General features: G+C 71.3%; 11 protein-coding genes. 3 read left to right on the forward strand and 8 right to left on the reverse strand.

The genetic code is table 11. The features are described from left to right. Positions 1-42: 42 nt before the first annotated feature. A complete protein-coding gene (locus ACLQ26_RS05480; protein WP_425743372.1) occupies positions 43-2,556 on the forward strand; it encodes a DEAD/DEAH box helicase in 2,514 nt (837 codons plus the stop codon). Between the two features lie 156 nt (positions 2,557-2,712). Beyond that, positions 2,713-3,357, forward strand: a complete 645-nt coding sequence (locus ACLQ26_RS05485; RefSeq protein ID WP_425743373.1) for a hypothetical protein — start codon at positions 2,713-2,715, stop codon at positions 3,355-3,357. Between the two features lie 230 nt (positions 3,358-3,587). Here ACLQ26_RS05485 and ACLQ26_RS05490 read toward each other — a convergent pair whose 3' ends face one another. The 7 genes from ACLQ26_RS05490 to ACLQ26_RS05520 form a co-directional block, all read right to left on the reverse strand. Continuing rightward, positions 3,588-8,516 carry an FG-GAP-like repeat-containing protein gene (locus ACLQ26_RS05490; RefSeq protein WP_425743374.1) on the reverse strand — a complete coding sequence of 1,643 codons (4,929 nt, stop codon included), beginning with the start codon at positions 8,514-8,516 and terminating at the stop codon, positions 3,588-3,590. A gap of 21 nt (positions 8,517-8,537) precedes the next feature. Beyond that, a complete protein-coding gene (locus ACLQ26_RS05495; RefSeq protein ID WP_425743375.1) occupies positions 8,538-8,780 on the reverse strand; it encodes an ABC transporter permease in 243 nt (80 codons plus the stop codon). Between the two features lie 197 nt (positions 8,781-8,977). Beyond that, entirely contained in the window at positions 8,978-9,922 is a 945-nt protein-coding gene (locus ACLQ26_RS05500; RefSeq protein ID WP_425743376.1) for an ABC transporter substrate-binding protein, read from the reverse strand. Next, positions 9,922-10,824, reverse strand: a complete 903-nt coding sequence (locus tag ACLQ26_RS05505) for an ABC transporter ATP-binding protein (protein WP_425743377.1) — start codon at positions 10,822-10,824, stop codon at positions 9,922-9,924. The genes ACLQ26_RS05500 and ACLQ26_RS05505 overlap by 1 nt, the downstream gene beginning before the upstream one ends. Positions 10,825-10,844: 20 nt before the next feature. Next, the gene (locus tag ACLQ26_RS05510) at positions 10,845-11,999 is read right to left on the reverse strand and encodes a FecCD family ABC transporter permease (RefSeq protein ID WP_425743378.1); all 1,155 of its coding nucleotides are present in this window, start codon (positions 11,997-11,999) and stop codon (positions 10,845-10,847) included. After that, a complete protein-coding gene (locus ACLQ26_RS05515) occupies positions 11,996-13,042 on the reverse strand; it encodes a FecCD family ABC transporter permease (protein ID WP_425743379.1) in 1,047 nt (348 codons plus the stop codon). Before ACLQ26_RS05515 ends, ACLQ26_RS05510 begins: the two co-directional genes overlap by 4 nt. 37 nt (positions 13,043-13,079) lie before the next feature. After that, positions 13,080-15,053, reverse strand: coding sequence for a multicopper oxidase family protein (locus ACLQ26_RS05520; RefSeq protein WP_425743380.1), 1,974 nt, complete (start codon positions 15,051-15,053; stop codon positions 13,080-13,082). A gap of 129 nt (positions 15,054-15,182) precedes the next feature. Between ACLQ26_RS05520 and ACLQ26_RS05525 the strand changes: the two genes are divergently transcribed. Then, a complete protein-coding gene (locus ACLQ26_RS05525) occupies positions 15,183-15,542 on the forward strand; it encodes a YciI family protein (protein WP_363687587.1) in 360 nt (119 codons plus the stop codon). A 71-nt stretch (positions 15,543-15,613) separates the two neighbouring features. Here ACLQ26_RS05525 and ACLQ26_RS05530 read toward each other — a convergent pair whose 3' ends face one another. Continuing rightward, positions 15,614-15,982 carry a cytidine deaminase gene (locus ACLQ26_RS05530; protein WP_425743381.1) on the reverse strand — a complete coding sequence of 123 codons (369 nt, stop codon included), beginning with the start codon at positions 15,980-15,982 and terminating at the stop codon, positions 15,614-15,616. Between the last annotated feature and the right edge of the window lie 97 nt (positions 15,983-16,079).

The raw sequence follows: 16,079 nt of genomic DNA on the forward strand, positions 1-16,079 counted from the left end.
GGTTGGCGCGCGGGGGCATGATCCAGGCACCATGGACGGGATATGACGCTCACCGCCGCGCTGCCGACAAGCGCCGACCCCGACACCCTCTTCGACGCGTTCGCCAGCTGGGCGAAGGAGCGCGGCCTCGACCTCTACCCCCATCAGGAGGAGGCGGTCATCGAGATCGTCTCCGGCGCCAACCTGATCATGAACACGCCCACCGGCTCGGGCAAGAGCCTGGTGGCCATCGCCGCGCACTTCGCGGCCCTCGCGGACAGCCGGACGACCTTCTACACCGCGCCGATCAAGGCCCTGGTGTCGGAGAAGTTCTTCGCGCTCTGCGAGGTCTTCGGCGCCGAGAACGTCGGCATGCTCACCGGCGACGCCAGCGTGAACGCCGACGCCCCGATCATCTGCTGCACGGCGGAGATCCTGGCCAACCTCGCCCTGCGCGAGGGCGCCAAGGCAGACGTCGGCCAAGTGATCATGGACGAGTTCCACTTCTACGCCGAGCCCGACCGGGGCTGGGCGTGGCAGGTGCCGATCATCGAGCTGCCGCAGGCCCAGTTCGTCCTGATGTCCGCCACCCTGGGGGACACCACCCGGTTCGTCGACGACCTGACCCGACGCACCGGTAGGCCGACCGCCGTCGTGCGCTCGGCGGAGCGGCCGGTTCCGCTGATCTTCTCGTACGCGATGACGCCGATGCACGAGACGCTGGAAGAGCTGCTGGAGACCAAGCAGGCCCCGGTGTACGTCGTGCACTTCACCCAGGCCGCCGCGCTGGAACGCGCCCAGGCGCTGATGAGCGTGAACGTCTGCACCCGCGCCGAGAAGGACATGATCGCCCAGGCGATCGGCGGCTTCCGGTTCACCTCCGGCTTCGGCAAGACGCTGTCCCGGCTGGTCCGCCACGGCATCGGCGTGCACCACGCCGGCATGCTGCCCAAGTACCGCCGCCTCGTGGAGACCCTCGCGCAGGCCGGCCTGCTCAAGGTCATCTGCGGCACCGACACCCTCGGCGTCGGCATCAACGTGCCGATCCGCACCGTGCTGTTCACCGGCCTGTCCAAGTACGACGGGGTCCGTACCCGGCTGCTCAAGAACCGGGAGTTCCACCAGATCGCCGGGCGGGCCGGTCGGGCCGGGTACGACACCATCGGCCGGGTCGTGGTGCAGGCCCCCGAGCACGTCATCGACAACTCCAAGGCCCTCGCCAAGGCCGGCGACGACCCGAAGAAGCGGCGGAAGGTGGTCCGCAAGAAGCCGCCGGAGGGCTCGATCGGCTGGGGGCAGCCCACCTTCGACCGACTCGTCGACGCCGAGCCGGAGCCGCTGACCTCCAGCTTCCAGGTCAGCCACTCGATGCTGCTCAACGTCATCGGTCGGCCCGGGGACGCGTTCACCGCGATGCGGCACCTGCTCACCGACAACCACGAGGAGCCCGCCGCCCAGCGCCGGCACATCCGCCGGGCCATCGCCATCTACCGGGCGCTGCGGGCCGGTGGTGTGGTCGAGGAGCTGCCCGAGCCGGACGAGACCGGCCGGCGGATCCGGCTCACCGTCGACCTCCAGCTCGACTTCGCGCTCAACCAGCCGCTCTCCCCCCTGGCCCTGGCCACCATCGAGCTGCTCGACGCCGAGTCCCCGTCGTACGCGCTCGACGTGCTGAGCGTTGTCGAGTCGATCCTCGACGACCCCCGGCAGATCCTGTCCGCGCAGCAGTTCAAGGCGCGCGGCGAGGCGGTCGCCGCGATGAAGGCCGAGGGCATCGAGTACGAGGCACGCCTCGAACTGCTCGACGAGGTGACCCACCCGAAGCCCCTCGCGGAGCTGCTGGAGGCCGCGTACGAGATGTACCGGCAGGGCCACCCGTGGGTCGCCGACCACCAGCTCTCCCCCAAGGCCGTCGTCCGCGACATGTACGAGCGGGCCATGACCTTCACCGAGTACGTGCAGTTCTACGGGCTGACCCGCTCGGAGGGCCTCGTCCTGCGCTACCTGGCCGACGCGTACAAGACGCTGCGCCAGACCGTGCCCGAGGACGCCAAGACCGAGGAGCTGATCGACCTCATCGAGTGGCTCGGCGAGCTGGTCCGCCAGGTCGACTCCAGCCTCATCGACGAGTGGGAACGGCTGCGCAACCCGTCCGACGTGGCCGAGGTGGCCCAGGCCCACGCCTCCCTCACCGATCGGCCGCCGGCGGTGACCCGCAACGCGCGGGCGTTCCGGGTGCTGGTGCGCAACGCGCTGTTCCGCCGCGTCGAGCTGGCCGCGCTGCGCCGCTGGGACCTGCTCGCCGAGCTGGACGCCGAGGACGGCTGGGACTACGACGCGTGGGCCGACGCCCTCGCGCCGTACTTCGAGGAGTACGACTCGATCGGCGTCGGGCCGGACGCCCGGGGGCCGGCACTGCTCATGATCGAACAGGGCCGGGAGCGGTGGACGGTCCGGCAGAGCTTCGACGATCCCAACGGCGACCACGACTGGGGCATCAGCGCCGAGATCGACCTCGTCGCCTCGGACGAGGTCGGCGCGGCGGTCGTCCGGATCACGGACGTCGGCCAGCTCTAGCAGCCGTCTCGACAGGGGGTCTTCCGCACGCCGGGAGGCCCCCTTTGTCGCGTCTTCCGCACAGTCGTTTTCACTGGGCGATGTCAGAGGTGTCGATTAGAATGTATGTACTAATCGAGTTCCTGACCTGCAGGATTACGACTAGGGAGGACGCCCGTGACCGCTCCCGCCTCCACGCCGCTCACCCCGTACGCCACGCTGCTCGGCTTCACCCGCTACGTCGACCGCACCGGCCCCACCAAGGCGACCTTCGTGGGTGGTCTGCGCAAGCAGCGCGCCAGCCGCTCCGGCTTCAACCCGCACGGCCAGTTCGTCAAGGCGCTCAAGGCCGACATCGCCTTCCACACCGGCGGCACCCACCTCACCGGGGTGGTCGACATCGTCAAGCCACGCTGGCGTCCGCTCTACCAGGCGCTGGTGCCCGGCGCCACGGCCTGGCTGCACTCCCTCGGCGATCCGGCCGCCGTCGACCTCGCCCAGACCCGCGACGCCCTGGCCATGCTGGGTGACCTACCCGTCAAGATCAACCCCCATTTCGGCGTACGTCACGCCGACGGCCACGCCGACGCGGTCCGCCTGCACTTCGACGAGGCCCCACCGAGCGAGGAGTCGGTGCTCGCCACCCTGCACCTGATGGCCCGACACATGGACGCCGTCCTCCCGCACGCCGAACCCGTGCTGGTCGACGTCCGACGCGGTGAGGCCCACCGCATGCCCACCGGCGCCAAGCCCGACCAGATCGAACGCTGGCTCTCCGGCGAGGCCGCCGCCTTCCGCGCCATCTGGTCCACCGCCGCCTGATCGTCGCAGCCCGTCCGGGTCCAGCCATCGACCCGGACGGGCAGCTCGGCACAGCCTCTCACCGTCGCTGTCCCCCCCGAGCTGTGCGGCGGGGGCAGCGAGGGGCGCTTCGGCCATTCACGACAGCACACCTGCCCGCCGTGACGGTCGGTCCCCGGGCCGGCCGTCAGAGCGGGCCGTCAGAGCCGGCCGGGCGTCAGAGCCGGCCGGGCGTCAGAGCCGGCCGGGCGTCAGAGCCGGTCGTCGTGCGGCGTGATCTCGTCGGCGTCGACGACGATCGACCGGCCGTCGTCGAAGGTGACAAGCACGCGGTCGTCCGGCATGGCCTGTGCCGTGCCGACCTGTCCGTCCCTCGTGCGGACCAGAGAGCGTCGCAGGTCAGACGAAGCCGGCGGATGATCCTCGAAAACCGCAGGAGTGGCGCTGGTCGCCGCCACGGGGCCGGTCACCGCGAAGCCGCTGATCCGCATGATGCTCCGCCCCGCGAACGACACGTACAGCGCCGGGTCGGCGGGATTCGAGACGCAGTCGAAGTAGCAGTTGGCGGGCCGGCCACGGACTGCGCCCGTGTCGAGCAGACGAGTCCAGACCACGCCGTCGGTGGTCATGAACGCCCCGGCGAGTCCGACGGCGAAGCGACGCCTCGGGTTGACGGGGTCGAACTGCATGTCGCTGAGAATGGAGCCGTAGTGGTCGCCCTGACCGTCCGCATCCTCGTCACGGTCGGCGCCGATGCGGCCGCCGCAGGTGAGCATCTGCTCCAGGCTGGCGTCGACACGCCAGGTGACACCGCCGTCGTCCGAGCGCATGACGTGCTCACGGTCCAACAGGTACAGCAGGTTGGGCCGGTACGGGTCCACAAAGAACCGGCGAGCCTGCCCGGCGCCCCCACCAGGCACCAACTGCTGCCACGCGGGCATCCCGTCGGTCCACTTCCAGAGCCGACGCGCGTCATCGCCGCCGACGACGAAAACCGTGCCGCTGTGCCCCCCGGCCGCCTGGACGATGCCGACGTTCGGGTCGGGCAGGAACGGCCCCTGTTGTTCGAACGGCCCACCCTCGCCAGCGCCGAAGTTGGGAATGACGAACAGCGGGCGCGGCGGGAAGGTGCCGTCGCCCCTGTTGACAGCGATGAGGACGCCCGCGTCGCCGAAACCGACGATGTCGGCGTGACCGGCGCTTGTCACGTCGGCAACGAACCGCGGGTGCTGCTCGACCCGCCAGTCGGAGTCGTAGCCGAAGTCGGGGACGGCGGGAACGGGGGTGAAGGCGAACGTGCCGTCGCCGTTGCCGAGGGCTGTGTAGACGCCGGCGTTGCCGAACGCGACGATGTCCGCGCCGCGGCCGTCGGTCAGGTTCGCCAGGGTCCGGACGTGCTTCTCGACCCGCCAGCCGGAGTCGTAACCCAGATCCGCCAACACGAACCGCGGCCCCGCGAACGTGCCATCACCATTGTTCAACGCGACCCACACACCGTCGTCACCGAACGCCACGACGTCCGCACAACCATCACCGGTCAGATCCGCCAACACCCGAACATGCTTCTCCACCCGCCAACCACCAGCGTCAAACCCAAAATCGGGAATCGCCGGCACCGGAGTGAACGCGAACGTGCCGTCACCCCGGTTCAGAGCCACATACACACCGTCGTCCCCGAACGCCACAATGTCGGCACAACCATCACCGGTCAGATCCGCCAACACCCGAACATGCTTCTCCACCCGCCAACCAGACTCATAACCCAGATCTGCCAACACGAACTGCACCGCACCGAACGTGCCGTCACCGTTGTTCAGCGCGACGGAGACGCCGTCGTCGCCGAAACCGACGATGTCGGCGCAGCCGTCACCGGTCAGGTCCACCGCGAACCGGAGGTGCTTCTCGACCCGCCAACTGCCCGCATCGTGCCCGAAGTCGGTGACCACGGGCACCGGGGTGAAGCTGAAGGTGCCGTCGGAGTTGCTCAGCGCCACGTAGACGCCCGCGTTGCCGAAGGCGACGATGTCGGCACCACCGGAGTTGGTCAGGTCGGCGAGCAGCCGTGGGTGCTTCTCGACCCGCCAGCCGGACTCGTAACCGAGGTCCGCCAGGACGAGCCGCGGGTCGGCGAACGAGCCGCGGGACGTGCTCAACGCCGTCCACACGCCGGCGTCACCGAAGCCGACGACGTCCGCGTGGCCGTCTCCCGTGACGTCCGCGAGCAGACGGAGGTGCCTGTCCACCCGCCAGCCGCCGGGGGTGTCCCAGTCCGTGCGCTTCGTGACGGCGCGCAGGTTCCTTACGCGCAGGAGCACGGCCAGGTTGTTGGGGAACGTCCCCAGCTCCCGGGACGAGAAGTTGCCGAAGAAGCGGATGAAGACCTGGTCGTCGGGCTGCGGGGCGTCACCGGGCAGGTCGTGCACGATGGGGCGGTACCCGCGGATGACGAACCCGCTCGTCGCATTCCAGATCGTCGAGCCGGGGCGCAGGGATGGCCCCGGAATCATCTGCCGTCGCGTCCTGCTGGTGACGTCCGGCAGCTCGCCGGGTGGGGCACCGTAGACGGCCAGCGTCTGGCCCGTTCCCCCGGTGGCGAACTGACCGTCGGTGTTCCAGCGCGGCGTGAAGACCAACATCGAGGACGGCCGCAGCGGATCGGCGAAGGAGCAGTCGTTGTCGCCGCCGCCGTAGTCCTGCGGCCGCCACGTCTGCCCGCCGTCGGCTGAGGCGAAGCCGTCGTTGTCGCCGGTGTTGAGCGAGATGACCGGGCCACGGCCCGGGTTCGCCACGCCTGCGATGTTCACGACGGAGAGGGTGCTGATGCTGCCTGCGGCGTGGAAGTTCCGACCGCCGTCGGTGCTGCGGAAGATGCCGCCGTCGCTTGCCATCCAGACGGTGCCGGAGGTCGACACGTACGACCCGTCCTGGACCGTTGCCGCGAAGTCGGGCGACAGGAAGATCCCGTGCAGGTCGACATGCGCGTGTTGGCCGTCGTCGAGTTCGTGCCAGTCCGCGGCGGACGCGGGATCGAGCGGGGCCGCGAAGACCTTCGCGCGTTGCGGGCCGTAGAACAGCACCTCGCCGTGGCCGGGTTGGGTGGCGGCGACGAAGACGTTACCGCTGAACTGTTTCTGATTTACCAGGTCAGGCAGCGGCATCGGGGTCCACCGTGACGCGTTCGTCTGGGTGAACTGTGTGTAGTCGCCGCGCCACAGCTCGGGTGGGACCAGGTTGGCGTCGGCAGTCGCGAAGACCTCCAGGGGCGAGCGGGGTGAGACCACCATGACCCGCTCGTTCGGCGCGTTCGCGAGCCCCGTCGCGCCGCCGATGGTGGCCGGGACCGGCCCGACGTCGGGAACCCAGGTCAGGCCGGCGTCGGCGGAGACGAAGACCTTTCGGCTGGCGAGCGCGTACACGATCGGGGGTTGGAGAGCGCCCGGAGGCGTGGCGGCGACCGCGACGTGGTTGACCTGTTGGAAGCCGCCGCCCGGCCTGGGCATGACGTCGGTGAAGGTGGCACCGCCGTCGGTGCTGACCGCGAGGGAGCTGCCGCCCGCGGCGTAGACCAGATTCGCGGTGCCCGGCGCCCAGACGAGCTGACCGGCGCCGGGCAGCCGCGCCTGACCGGTGGAGCGGGGGAACCCGTGTACGCGTGTCCAGTTCGCCCCTCGGTCGCTCGAACGCCACACGCCGGCATCCTGTGACTCGCGGTCGCACTGCGCCAGGGCGAGCACGACCGCCCCGGCCCCGAAGTTGGGTAGCACGAGCCGCGGTGGCTCGAAGGAGGTCCCGCTGGCGCGGCTGACGTAGACGCCGGCCTCGCCGAAGCCGACGATGTCGGCGTGGCCGTCGCCGGTCACATCGACGAGGAACCGGGGATGCTTCTCCACCCGCCAGCCCGAGTCGTAGCCGAAGTCGCGCACCACCAGCTGCGACGGCTGGAAGGTGCCGTCCCCGTTGTTACGGGCGAGGTGGACACCCGCGTTGCCGAAGCCGACGATGTCCGCGTGACCGGCGCTTGTCACGTCGCCCACGAGGCGCGGGTGTCGGGGGATCCGCCAGCCACCCGCGTTGTGGCCGAACTCGGCGAGGGCGGGTGTGGGCGTGAACGTGAACGTGCCGTCGCCCTGTCCGAGTGCGACGTAGACGCCGGCGTTGCCGAACGCGACGATGTCCGCGCCGCGGCCGTCGGTCAGGTTCGCCAGGGTCCGTACGTGCTTCTCCACACGCCAGCCAGACTCATAACCCAGATCCGCCAACACGAAGCGCGGCCCCGCGAACGTGCCGTCACCGTTGTTCAACGCGACCCACACACCGTCGTCACCGAACGCCACGACGTCCGCGCAACCATCACCGGTCAGATCCGCCAACACCCGAACATGCTTCTCCACCCGCCAACCACCAGCGTCAAACCCAAAATCGGGAATCGCCGGCACCGGAGTGAACGCGAACGTGCCGTCACCCCGGTTCAGAGCCACGTACACGCCGTCGTCGCCGAACGCCACAATGTCGGCACAACCATCACCGGTCAGATCCGCCAACACCCGAACATGCTTCTCCACCCGCCAACCGGACTCGTAACCCAGATCCGCCAACACGAACCGCGCCTGGCCGAACGTGCCGTCACCGTTGTTCAATGCGACCCAGACACCCGCATCGCCGAAACCGACGATGTCGGCACGGCCGTCACCGGTCAGGTCGGCCACGAAGCGGGGGTGCCTGTCCACCTGCCAACCGCCGGCCTGCGTCCCGAAGTCCGCCGACAACAGCCGCGGCGCGGCGAACGTACCGTCTGATCTGCTCGTCGCGGTCCACAAGCCGGTGTCCCCGAAGCCGACGATGCCGGCGCCGGGATCGCCGGAGATCTCGCCCAGCAGACGCGGATTGCGCTCGACCGCCCAGCGCGCCGAGTCCGGCGCGACGGCGATCGACGTCACGCAGTAGCCGCCCATCGCGCCCGGTACGCCGAACTGACCCGCACTCGGCTGCGGCCGGTCGACCTGTGACCACGACTCCCCGCCGTCCTCGGAGACCCAGAGGTTGCTCGAGAAGGAGCCGGCGAACACCAACTGACCGTCGTCGGAGCTGTCGAGGGAGAGCATCCGCCCCGTCGTGAACTGGCCCGACTTCCGGTTCGGCGTGTTGGACCGGGTCGGGCTGACATCCTTGATGGTTGGCACGAGGCCCTCCCGGGTGAGTCCCTACTGCGCGAGTGCCGTACGCCGCCATTCGAAGCGGGCGGACACCGCGAACAGGGCGGACAGGACGAACAGCCCCGCGACCATCAGCCACTCGACCGTGCCGTCGTGGTTGTCGGGCTCGAAACCGAACGCCTCGAGCCAGTCCTTCCAGAGGAGGGTCAGCACGAACAGCACCGCGAAGAGCGCCGCTGATGCGACCTCGACCCAGAAGCGGGTCCGAATCGTGCGCTGCGGAGGATTCACGTCCCGCTCCTCGCCCTGAGACCCATGAGAGCCATGAGGTTCTATTGCCGCAGCGTAGGCCGATCCGCAGTTCGTGGACGTCCGGTAGGCGACAGCTCACGCGATGATGCGCCATCAGCAAGCCCGGACGCAGCAGCGCAAAGAGAAGGAGTGGCTGTCCGACACGGACAGCCACTCCTGTGCGGTGTACGCCGAGATCAGCCGGCGAGATACTTCGCGAGGTCGTCGAGGATCTTGTTGGCGGCGCCGACGCCGATGCCTGTCATCCAGACCTCGTCGGAGACCGGGTACGCCTTACCGGCCTTGACCGCTCCCAAGCCCTTCCAGAGGGTGCCGCCGGCCACCTTGGCCTGCTCGGCGGCGGCCTTGTCGCCGTACGCGGTCACGAAGATGACGTCGCCGTCGACCTCGTTGATCCGCTCGGGGCTGACCAGGTCGAAGCGCTTGTCCTCCTTGTTGGCGAGCATCTGCCGCTCGGGGCGGCCGAGGCCGGTGTCGCCGATGACGATGCCGGAGAAGGAGTCCGGGCCGTACACCCGGATGTTGCCCGGGATGAACCGCACGATCGACACCTTGCGGGCGGCCGGGTCGCCGAGGGTGGCGCCGAAGTCCTTCGCCCGCTTCTCGTACGCGCCGAGGAGGTCCTTGGCCTGCTGCTCCCGGCCGAGCGTCCTGCCGTCGAGGAGGAAGTTGTCCTTCCAGGTGATGCCCACCTTGTCGGTGAACACGGTGGGCGCGATGGCGGCCAGCTCGTCGTAGAACTTCTCCTGGCGGAACTTGCTGCCGAGGATGAGGTCCGGCTTGAGGGCGTTGATCGCCTCCAGGTCGGGCTCGGCGAGCACGCCGACCTCCTTGATGCCGGCGAGCTTGTCCGCGCCGAAGTACGTCGGCCAGCTCTTCGCCTCGCCGGCGGTGGCGGCGCCGACCGGCGTGATGCCCAGCGAGAGCGCCGTGTCGATCTTGTCGGTGTCGAGCACGACGACGCGCTTCGGCTCGGCCGGGACCTTTGTGGTGCCCATGGCGTGGGTGATCTCCCGGGTCTCCCCGGTGGTGGAGCCGGCGACCGGGTCGCTCTCACCGCAGGCGGTGAGGCCGGCCCCGAGGGCGACGGCCGCGGCGAGAGCGGCGACGAGACGACGCATCAGAGTCCTTTCGAAGGGTGCGTGTCGGCGAGCGGGTTGGCCGCGTCGCCGGTGGCGGATCGGGCGTCCGGTACGGACGCCGTCGACGAGTCGGGGTCGCTCGCGGCAGCGGCGGGGACGGAGGTGCCGCCGGTGTGCGCGGGCACCACCAGTGGCGCTCCGGTCACCGGGCAGGGAACGACGACGCAGGCCAGCCCGAAGACGTCGCGGACCAGGTCGGCGGTGAGGATCTCCCGGGGCGGCCCGGCGGCCACCACCGCGCCGGCGCGCATCGCGATCAGGTGGTCGGCGTAGCGGGCGGCCTGGTTGAGGTCGTGCAGCACGGCGACCACGGTGCGGCCGCGCTCGACGCGCAACCGGTGCAGCAGGTCCAGCACCTCCACCTGGTGTGCCAGGTCGAGGAAGGTGGTCGGCTCGTCCAGCAGCAGGGTGTCGGTGTCCTGGGCCAGGGTCATGGCGATCCACACGCGTTGCCGCTGGCCGCCGGAGAGGCTGTCCACCGGCCGGTCGGCCAGGTCGGCCACGTCGGCCAGAGCCATCGCCTCGTCCACCGCCGCGCCGTCGTCGGACGACCACTGCCGCCACCACCGCTGGTACGGCTGCCGGCCGCGCCCGACCAGGTCGGCCACGGTGACCCCCTCGGGCACCAGCGGGCTCTGCGGCAGGACGCCGAGCCGGCGGGCCACGTCGCGGGTGGGCAGGTCACGGATGGCGGTGCCGTCCAGCAGGACCGTGCCACGTCGCGGGGTGAGCAGCCGGGCCATCGTGCGCAGCAGCGTGGACTTGCCGCAGGCGTTGGGCCCGACGATGACTGTGAACGCGTCGGTCGGCAGGTCCAGGGTGAGCCCGTCGAGCACGGTCCTCTCGTCGTAGCCGACGACCAGGTCCCGGGTGGAGAGCATCACACGACTCCTTGCAGGCGTCACGACGACCGCCGCCGTCCACGAAGCAACAGGAAGATCAGGTACGGGCCGCCGATCGCGGCGGTCAGCACACCCGCCGGCAGTTGGGTGGGTGCGAACAGTCGCCGGCCGGCCAGGTCGGCCAGCACCAGCAGCAGCGCGCCGAGCAGCGCCGCGCAGACCAGCGGAGGCCGTTCGGCGCGGACCAGCCGGCGGGCGAGCTGCGGTGCGACAAGCGCCACGAAGTCGACGGCGCCGACCTGGGCAGTGACCATCGCGGCGACGAGCACACCGGTGCCGGCCAGCCCGATTCGGCGGGCTACCGGGCGCAACCCGACGCCGCGTGCGGTGTCGTCGTCCAGGGCGGTGCTGTTCAGGGCCCAGCCGGCCCAGGCCAGCACCGGCAGCAGTACGAGCAGGGTGCCGGCGATCCAGGCTGCCTCGGTCCAACCCTTGCCCGCGAGGGTGCCGATCAGCCAGATCTGCGCCCGCAGGCCGTCGATCGGGTCGGCGGTGAGCATGACCACCTCGGTGAGCGCCCGGAAGGCGAACGCGACAGCCACGCCGGCGAGGACGAACCGCTGGGCGGCAAGACCGTGCCGGGCGCCGAGGGCGAACAGCAGCACCGCCGCCAGCAGACCGCCGACCAGCGCGCTGGGCGCCACCAGCACCGCCGCGGTACCGCTGGTCAGGGCCACGGTCGCGGCGAGGCCGGCGCCCTGGGTGACGCCGATGATGTCCGGGCTGGCGAGGGGGTTGCGCGCCACGCTCTGGATCAGCGTGCCGGCCACGCCGAAGGCCGCCCCGGCCACCGCGGCCAGCACGATCCGGGGCAACCGCAGATCAAAGACGACGAGGTCGTACGGGGTGCCGGCGCCGGAGAGCGCGCGCAGCACGTCGGCCGGTGCGACGTAGGGGGTGCCGAGGGAGAGGCTGAGCAGCATCGCGAGCAGGAGCAGCACGGTCAGCGCGGCGGCGACGAGCACCGCCCGGCGGCGGATCTGGAGGCTGACCGGGCCGAACCGCAGCAGCGACCGCCCCGGCAGCCGGGCACGATCGACACCGGCCGAGGCGGCGGCCGCGATGGCCGACAAACCGGCGGGGCCAGCCGAACCGGGCAGGCCGGAAGGGCTGGGCGTTTCGGCGGAGCCGGAGGCGCGGCCGGTGGTCGTCACGCGGTCACCACCCGGGCGCGGCGGACCAGCACGGCCAGCAGCGGCGCGCCGATCAGAGCGGTGATGATCCCGGCCGGTATCTCGCCGGGCGGGGCGACGAGCCGGCCGACGACGTCGGCGCCGAGCAGCAGCGCGGGCCCGAGTAGGGCCGAGACGGCGAGGGTCCAGCGGTGGTCCGCGCCGACCAGGGCGCGGGCCAGGTGCGGCACGGCCAGCCCGACGAAGGCGACAGGCCCGGCGGCTGCCACGGCGGCGCCGGTCAGCAGCACCGCGGCGAGGCCACCGCCGAGGCGGACCAGGCCGATGCGGTGGCCCAGGCCGCGGGCCACGTCGTCGCCGAGAGCCAGCGCGTCCAGGCCCCGAGCCACCATGGCCGCCAGCAGCAGCCCGACGAGGACGAACGGCAGCACCTGGGCGGTGACGCCGAGGTCCCGGCCAGCCAACCCGCCGACCACCCAGAACCGGTACTCCTCGAAGGTGCGGGCGTCGATGCTGAGCAGCGCGTACACCCCGGAGGCGAGGCTGGCGTCGAGCGCCGCGCCGACAAGCGCGAGGGTGACCGGGCTCGCGCCGTCGCGGGCGCGGCTGGCGACGGCGAAGACCAGCAGGCCGGCGATCAGCGCGCCGGCGATGCCGAACCAGACGTAGCCGGCGAGCGTGCCGACGCCGAAGACGGAGATGGCGAGCACCACGCCGAACGACGCGCCGGCGCTGATGCCGAGGATGCGGGGCTCGGCGAGGGGGTTGCGGGTGAGCGCCTGGAACAGCACCCCGGCCACGGCGAGCGCGAGCCCGACGGCGAGGCCGAGCGCGGTACGCGGCATGCGCAGTTCCCGGACGATCGTGCTGGCGTCGCTGCCGTCCGGCGCGACGAGGGCGTGCCAGACCGCGCCGACGCCCAGTTGCCGACTGCCCAACGCGAAGCTCGCCAGCACGGCGAGCAGCAGCACCAGCGCGGCCCCGACGGTGACGGCCACGCGTCGGCCGGTACGGGTACCGGACCGGCTGCGGGTCGACGTCGGCCGGGCGACGAGGGTGGTCACGAGTCTCCTGCACGTTCGAGCTTAGGTTCGCCTAACCTTAGCCGACCTGCGGAAAGTGACCTAACCGGCGTCTGTCGATACCGACCCGGGCGCTTCCGTCCCCGCTCGCCGCGCCACCGTCCCCGCTCGCCGCGCCACCGTCCCCGGCGGCCGCACCGCCGCCCGGCAGCACGATGAGTGGCCGCATCATCTCGTTGTCCTCGTGCTCCAGGAGGTGACAGTGCCAGGCGTAGCGGCCCGGCAGGTCGAAGCGCGCCTTGATCCGCGTGACCTCCCACGGGTACGCGAGCACCGTGTCCATCCACCCCCGCTCCCCCGAACCGGGCCGCGCCCGACCCGAGTGCCCGCGGCCGAGCACCTCGAACTGGGCCTGGTGCAGGTGGATCGGATGGACGAGCCGGGTGAAGTTGCGCACCTCCCACACCTCGGTGGCCCCCAGGGTGGGCTGCTCGGTCGCCGGATCGCTCCAGCGCATCGGCCGACCCCGGCCACGCTCGTCGAGAGTGCCGAGCAGCATCGTCATCGACCCCGACGGACCGGACATCCGCTCGTTGAGTGACAACCGCCGGACCCGGTCGGCCGCCGGCAGCCGAGGACGTACCGGCAGCCGCAGGTGCTCCGGTGGCACGCTCGGGTCCGGGCCGGTCGCGTCGGTGACCACGAAGCGCAGCACCTGCCCGGTGGTCCGCGGGTCGGCTGGCGGGAAGTCCACCCCGGGCCGCCCACCCCGGTACGCCCAGTCGGGCCCCTCGTTGACGAGGTACAGCTCGGTGCCGGCGGGCACGTCGGTGAAGTCGACGATGGCGTCGACCCGTTGGGCGGGGCCGAGACCCACGCGCTCGTGTGCCACAGGCTCGGGCAGGAACCCGCCGTCGCTGCCGATCTGCCAGACCGGCAGCACCGGGCGGGCCGGCCGCGCCGTGGCGTGGGCGGCCACGCTCAGCAGCAGAAAGCGGTTGTTGGAGGCGTTGAGCAGGCGGAACCGGTAGCGGCGGCGCTGCACCGTCAGGCTGGGCCAGGTACGGCCGTTGACGACGATTGTCGAGCCGAGGCCGGGCGACGAGTGCCCGCTCGGGTAGAGCAGATCGCCGTCGGCGGTGAAGCTCCGATCCTGGATCATCAGTGGAATGTCGTGGTACCGGGCGTCCGGCGCGTCGTCGTGCGCCGGCCCCGGGCCGGGCAGCACCCCGTCCGGCAGGTCGCCGGCACCGCCGAGCAGGTAGAACCCGGCCGGTCCGGCGTAGACGTTCTGGCTGGTGACCCCCAACGTGTGGTCGTGGTACCAGAGGGTGGCGGGCGCCTGGTCGTTGGCGTACTCGAAGGTGGCCGAGCCCGCGGACCAGCGCAGGCCGCAACGCTCGGCGAAGCGGGAGCGGAACTCGTCGTACGCGCTGCCGCAGACGGCGAAGTCGGACGGTAGGTCGCGGGCGACCGGCAGGTACCACGCCTCGGCGTGCCCGTCGCTCTCCTGCGGGCTGTGCCCACCGTGCAGGTGCACCACCTGGGGCACCGGCCCGCGGTATCCGCGCCGGTCGCGGTGGCCGTGCTGGTCTCGACCCGCGTTTCCACCGCCCGGGTTGGCCCAGTGCAGGGTGGGGTCTACCGGCAGCAGGTGCGGCAGGAAGTCGCCCCGGCGGTCGACGAGCTGGTTGACCCAGGTCACGCGCACCGGGTGGTCCACCCGCGCAACGATGCTCGGCGCGGGGTAGCCGAAGCTGCCGGGGTGGGCGGTGGAGCCGTAACCCCACACCGTCGTACGCGGCCAGGACGGCGGCAGGATCTGCTGGCGGAACTGGCGCACCGCGATGGCGTACGTGTCCCGCTCCGGTCCGGTCGAGACCGCTGGCATGGCCGGTGGGATGTGCAACGGCGCGACGTACTTCGGGATGTCGGCGGCATCCAGCGGCACCGGCCCGGCGAGCGCGCGGCCCGCGGCCGTGGAACCCTCCGGTACCAGCACCGCGGCACCACCGGCGGCACCGGCGGCGAGCAGCCCTCGTCTGGTGACCATGTCACACCTCCCCTTCGCGTCCGATCCTCGATAAGAGAATGAGTTTCGCGGAAGGGTTCATGTGCGACAGAACGCCGATGACACCCGTAAGAGGAACATTCCGCTTCAGTCGCGCCATAGGGTGGAAGCATGCGATTCGACAGGCACACGGTCGTCCTCCTGGTCCGGCCGTCGGATCCGCCGGACCTGCCACCGGAGGCTTTCGACCGGGTGCAGAGCGCGCACCTGGCCCATCAGGCCGGGTTCGTGGAGCAGGGTCTGGTGCTGGCGGCCGGACCGCTGCTGGACGCCGACGACGACCAGCTGCGGGGGTTCGTCGTGTTCTCGATCTCCCCGGAGGAGGTACGCGGGCTCTACGCCGACGACCCGGCCGTCCGCGCCGGCCTGCTCGTCGCACGGGTCACGAGTTGGATGGTGCCGGAGGGCACCGTGCGGTTCGAGAGCGTGCCGATGCCCCGGTCGATGCTGGAGGCGGCCGCGGGCGACTGAGGTCAGCCGCGCGGGGCCTCGGCGGTCAGCCGCGCGGGCCCTCGGCGGTCAGCCGCGCGGGCCCTCGGCGGTCAGCCGCGCAGGTCCTCGATCGGGACCACCCGCAGGTCCTCCGCCTCGCCGACGATCACCCGCAGCGACGGGAAGTAGGCAGCGAGCACTCGCCCGCAGCTGTCGCACGGCGCGACGACCTCGCGGCCCCGGTCGGTGACCGTGACGATCGTCTCCAGCTCGGTCACGCCCTGCGTGGCGGCGGCGCCGATCACGACCAGTTCCGCGCAGGTGTCCCCGCTGTCGTGCCGGATGTTCACGCCGGAGAACACCCGACCGTCGGCGGTCCGGGCAGCCGAGGCGACGGTGTGGCGCTGGCTACGGCACCGCAGTTTGGCGACCGCCGTGGCGGCCTGCACCAACGCCCGGTCGGTGTCCCGCAGCTCCATCCCGGCCCCCCAGCGCTCGACGTCGGCCGCAACTCTAGACCGCCGTCCGAGCGCCGACCGATCCCTCGCGCGGGTAACCCAGGGGCGGTCCGCCGCC

It is taken from the genome of Micromonospora sp. DT43 (genome assembly GCF_049841645.1).
Taxonomy (GTDB): domain Bacteria; phylum Actinomycetota; class Actinomycetes; order Mycobacteriales; family Micromonosporaceae; genus Micromonospora.

Bases quoted from the DNA above. Each gene is read 5' to 3' on its own strand.
- ACLQ26_RS05480 (WP_425743372.1), top strand. From the start codon at position 43: ATGACGCTCACCGCCGCGCTGCCGACAAGCGCCGACCCCGACACCCTC.
- ACLQ26_RS05500 (WP_425743376.1), bottom strand. From the start codon at position 9,922: ATGCGTCGTCTCGTCGCCGCTCTCGCCGCGGCCGTCGCCCTCGGGGCC.
- ACLQ26_RS05505 (WP_425743377.1), bottom strand. From the start codon at position 10,824: ATGCTCTCCACCCGGGACCTGGTCGTCGGCTACGACGAGAGGACCGTG.
- ACLQ26_RS05520 (WP_425743380.1), bottom strand. From the start codon at position 15,053: ATGGTCACCAGACGAGGGCTGCTCGCCGCCGGTGCCGCCGGTGGTGCC.
- ACLQ26_RS05525 (WP_363687587.1), top strand. From the start codon at position 15,183: ATGCGATTCGACAGGCACACGGTCGTCCTCCTGGTCCGGCCGTCGGAT.
- ACLQ26_RS05530 (WP_425743381.1), bottom strand. From the start codon at position 15,982: ATGGAGCTGCGGGACACCGACCGGGCGTTGGTGCAGGCCGCCACGGCG.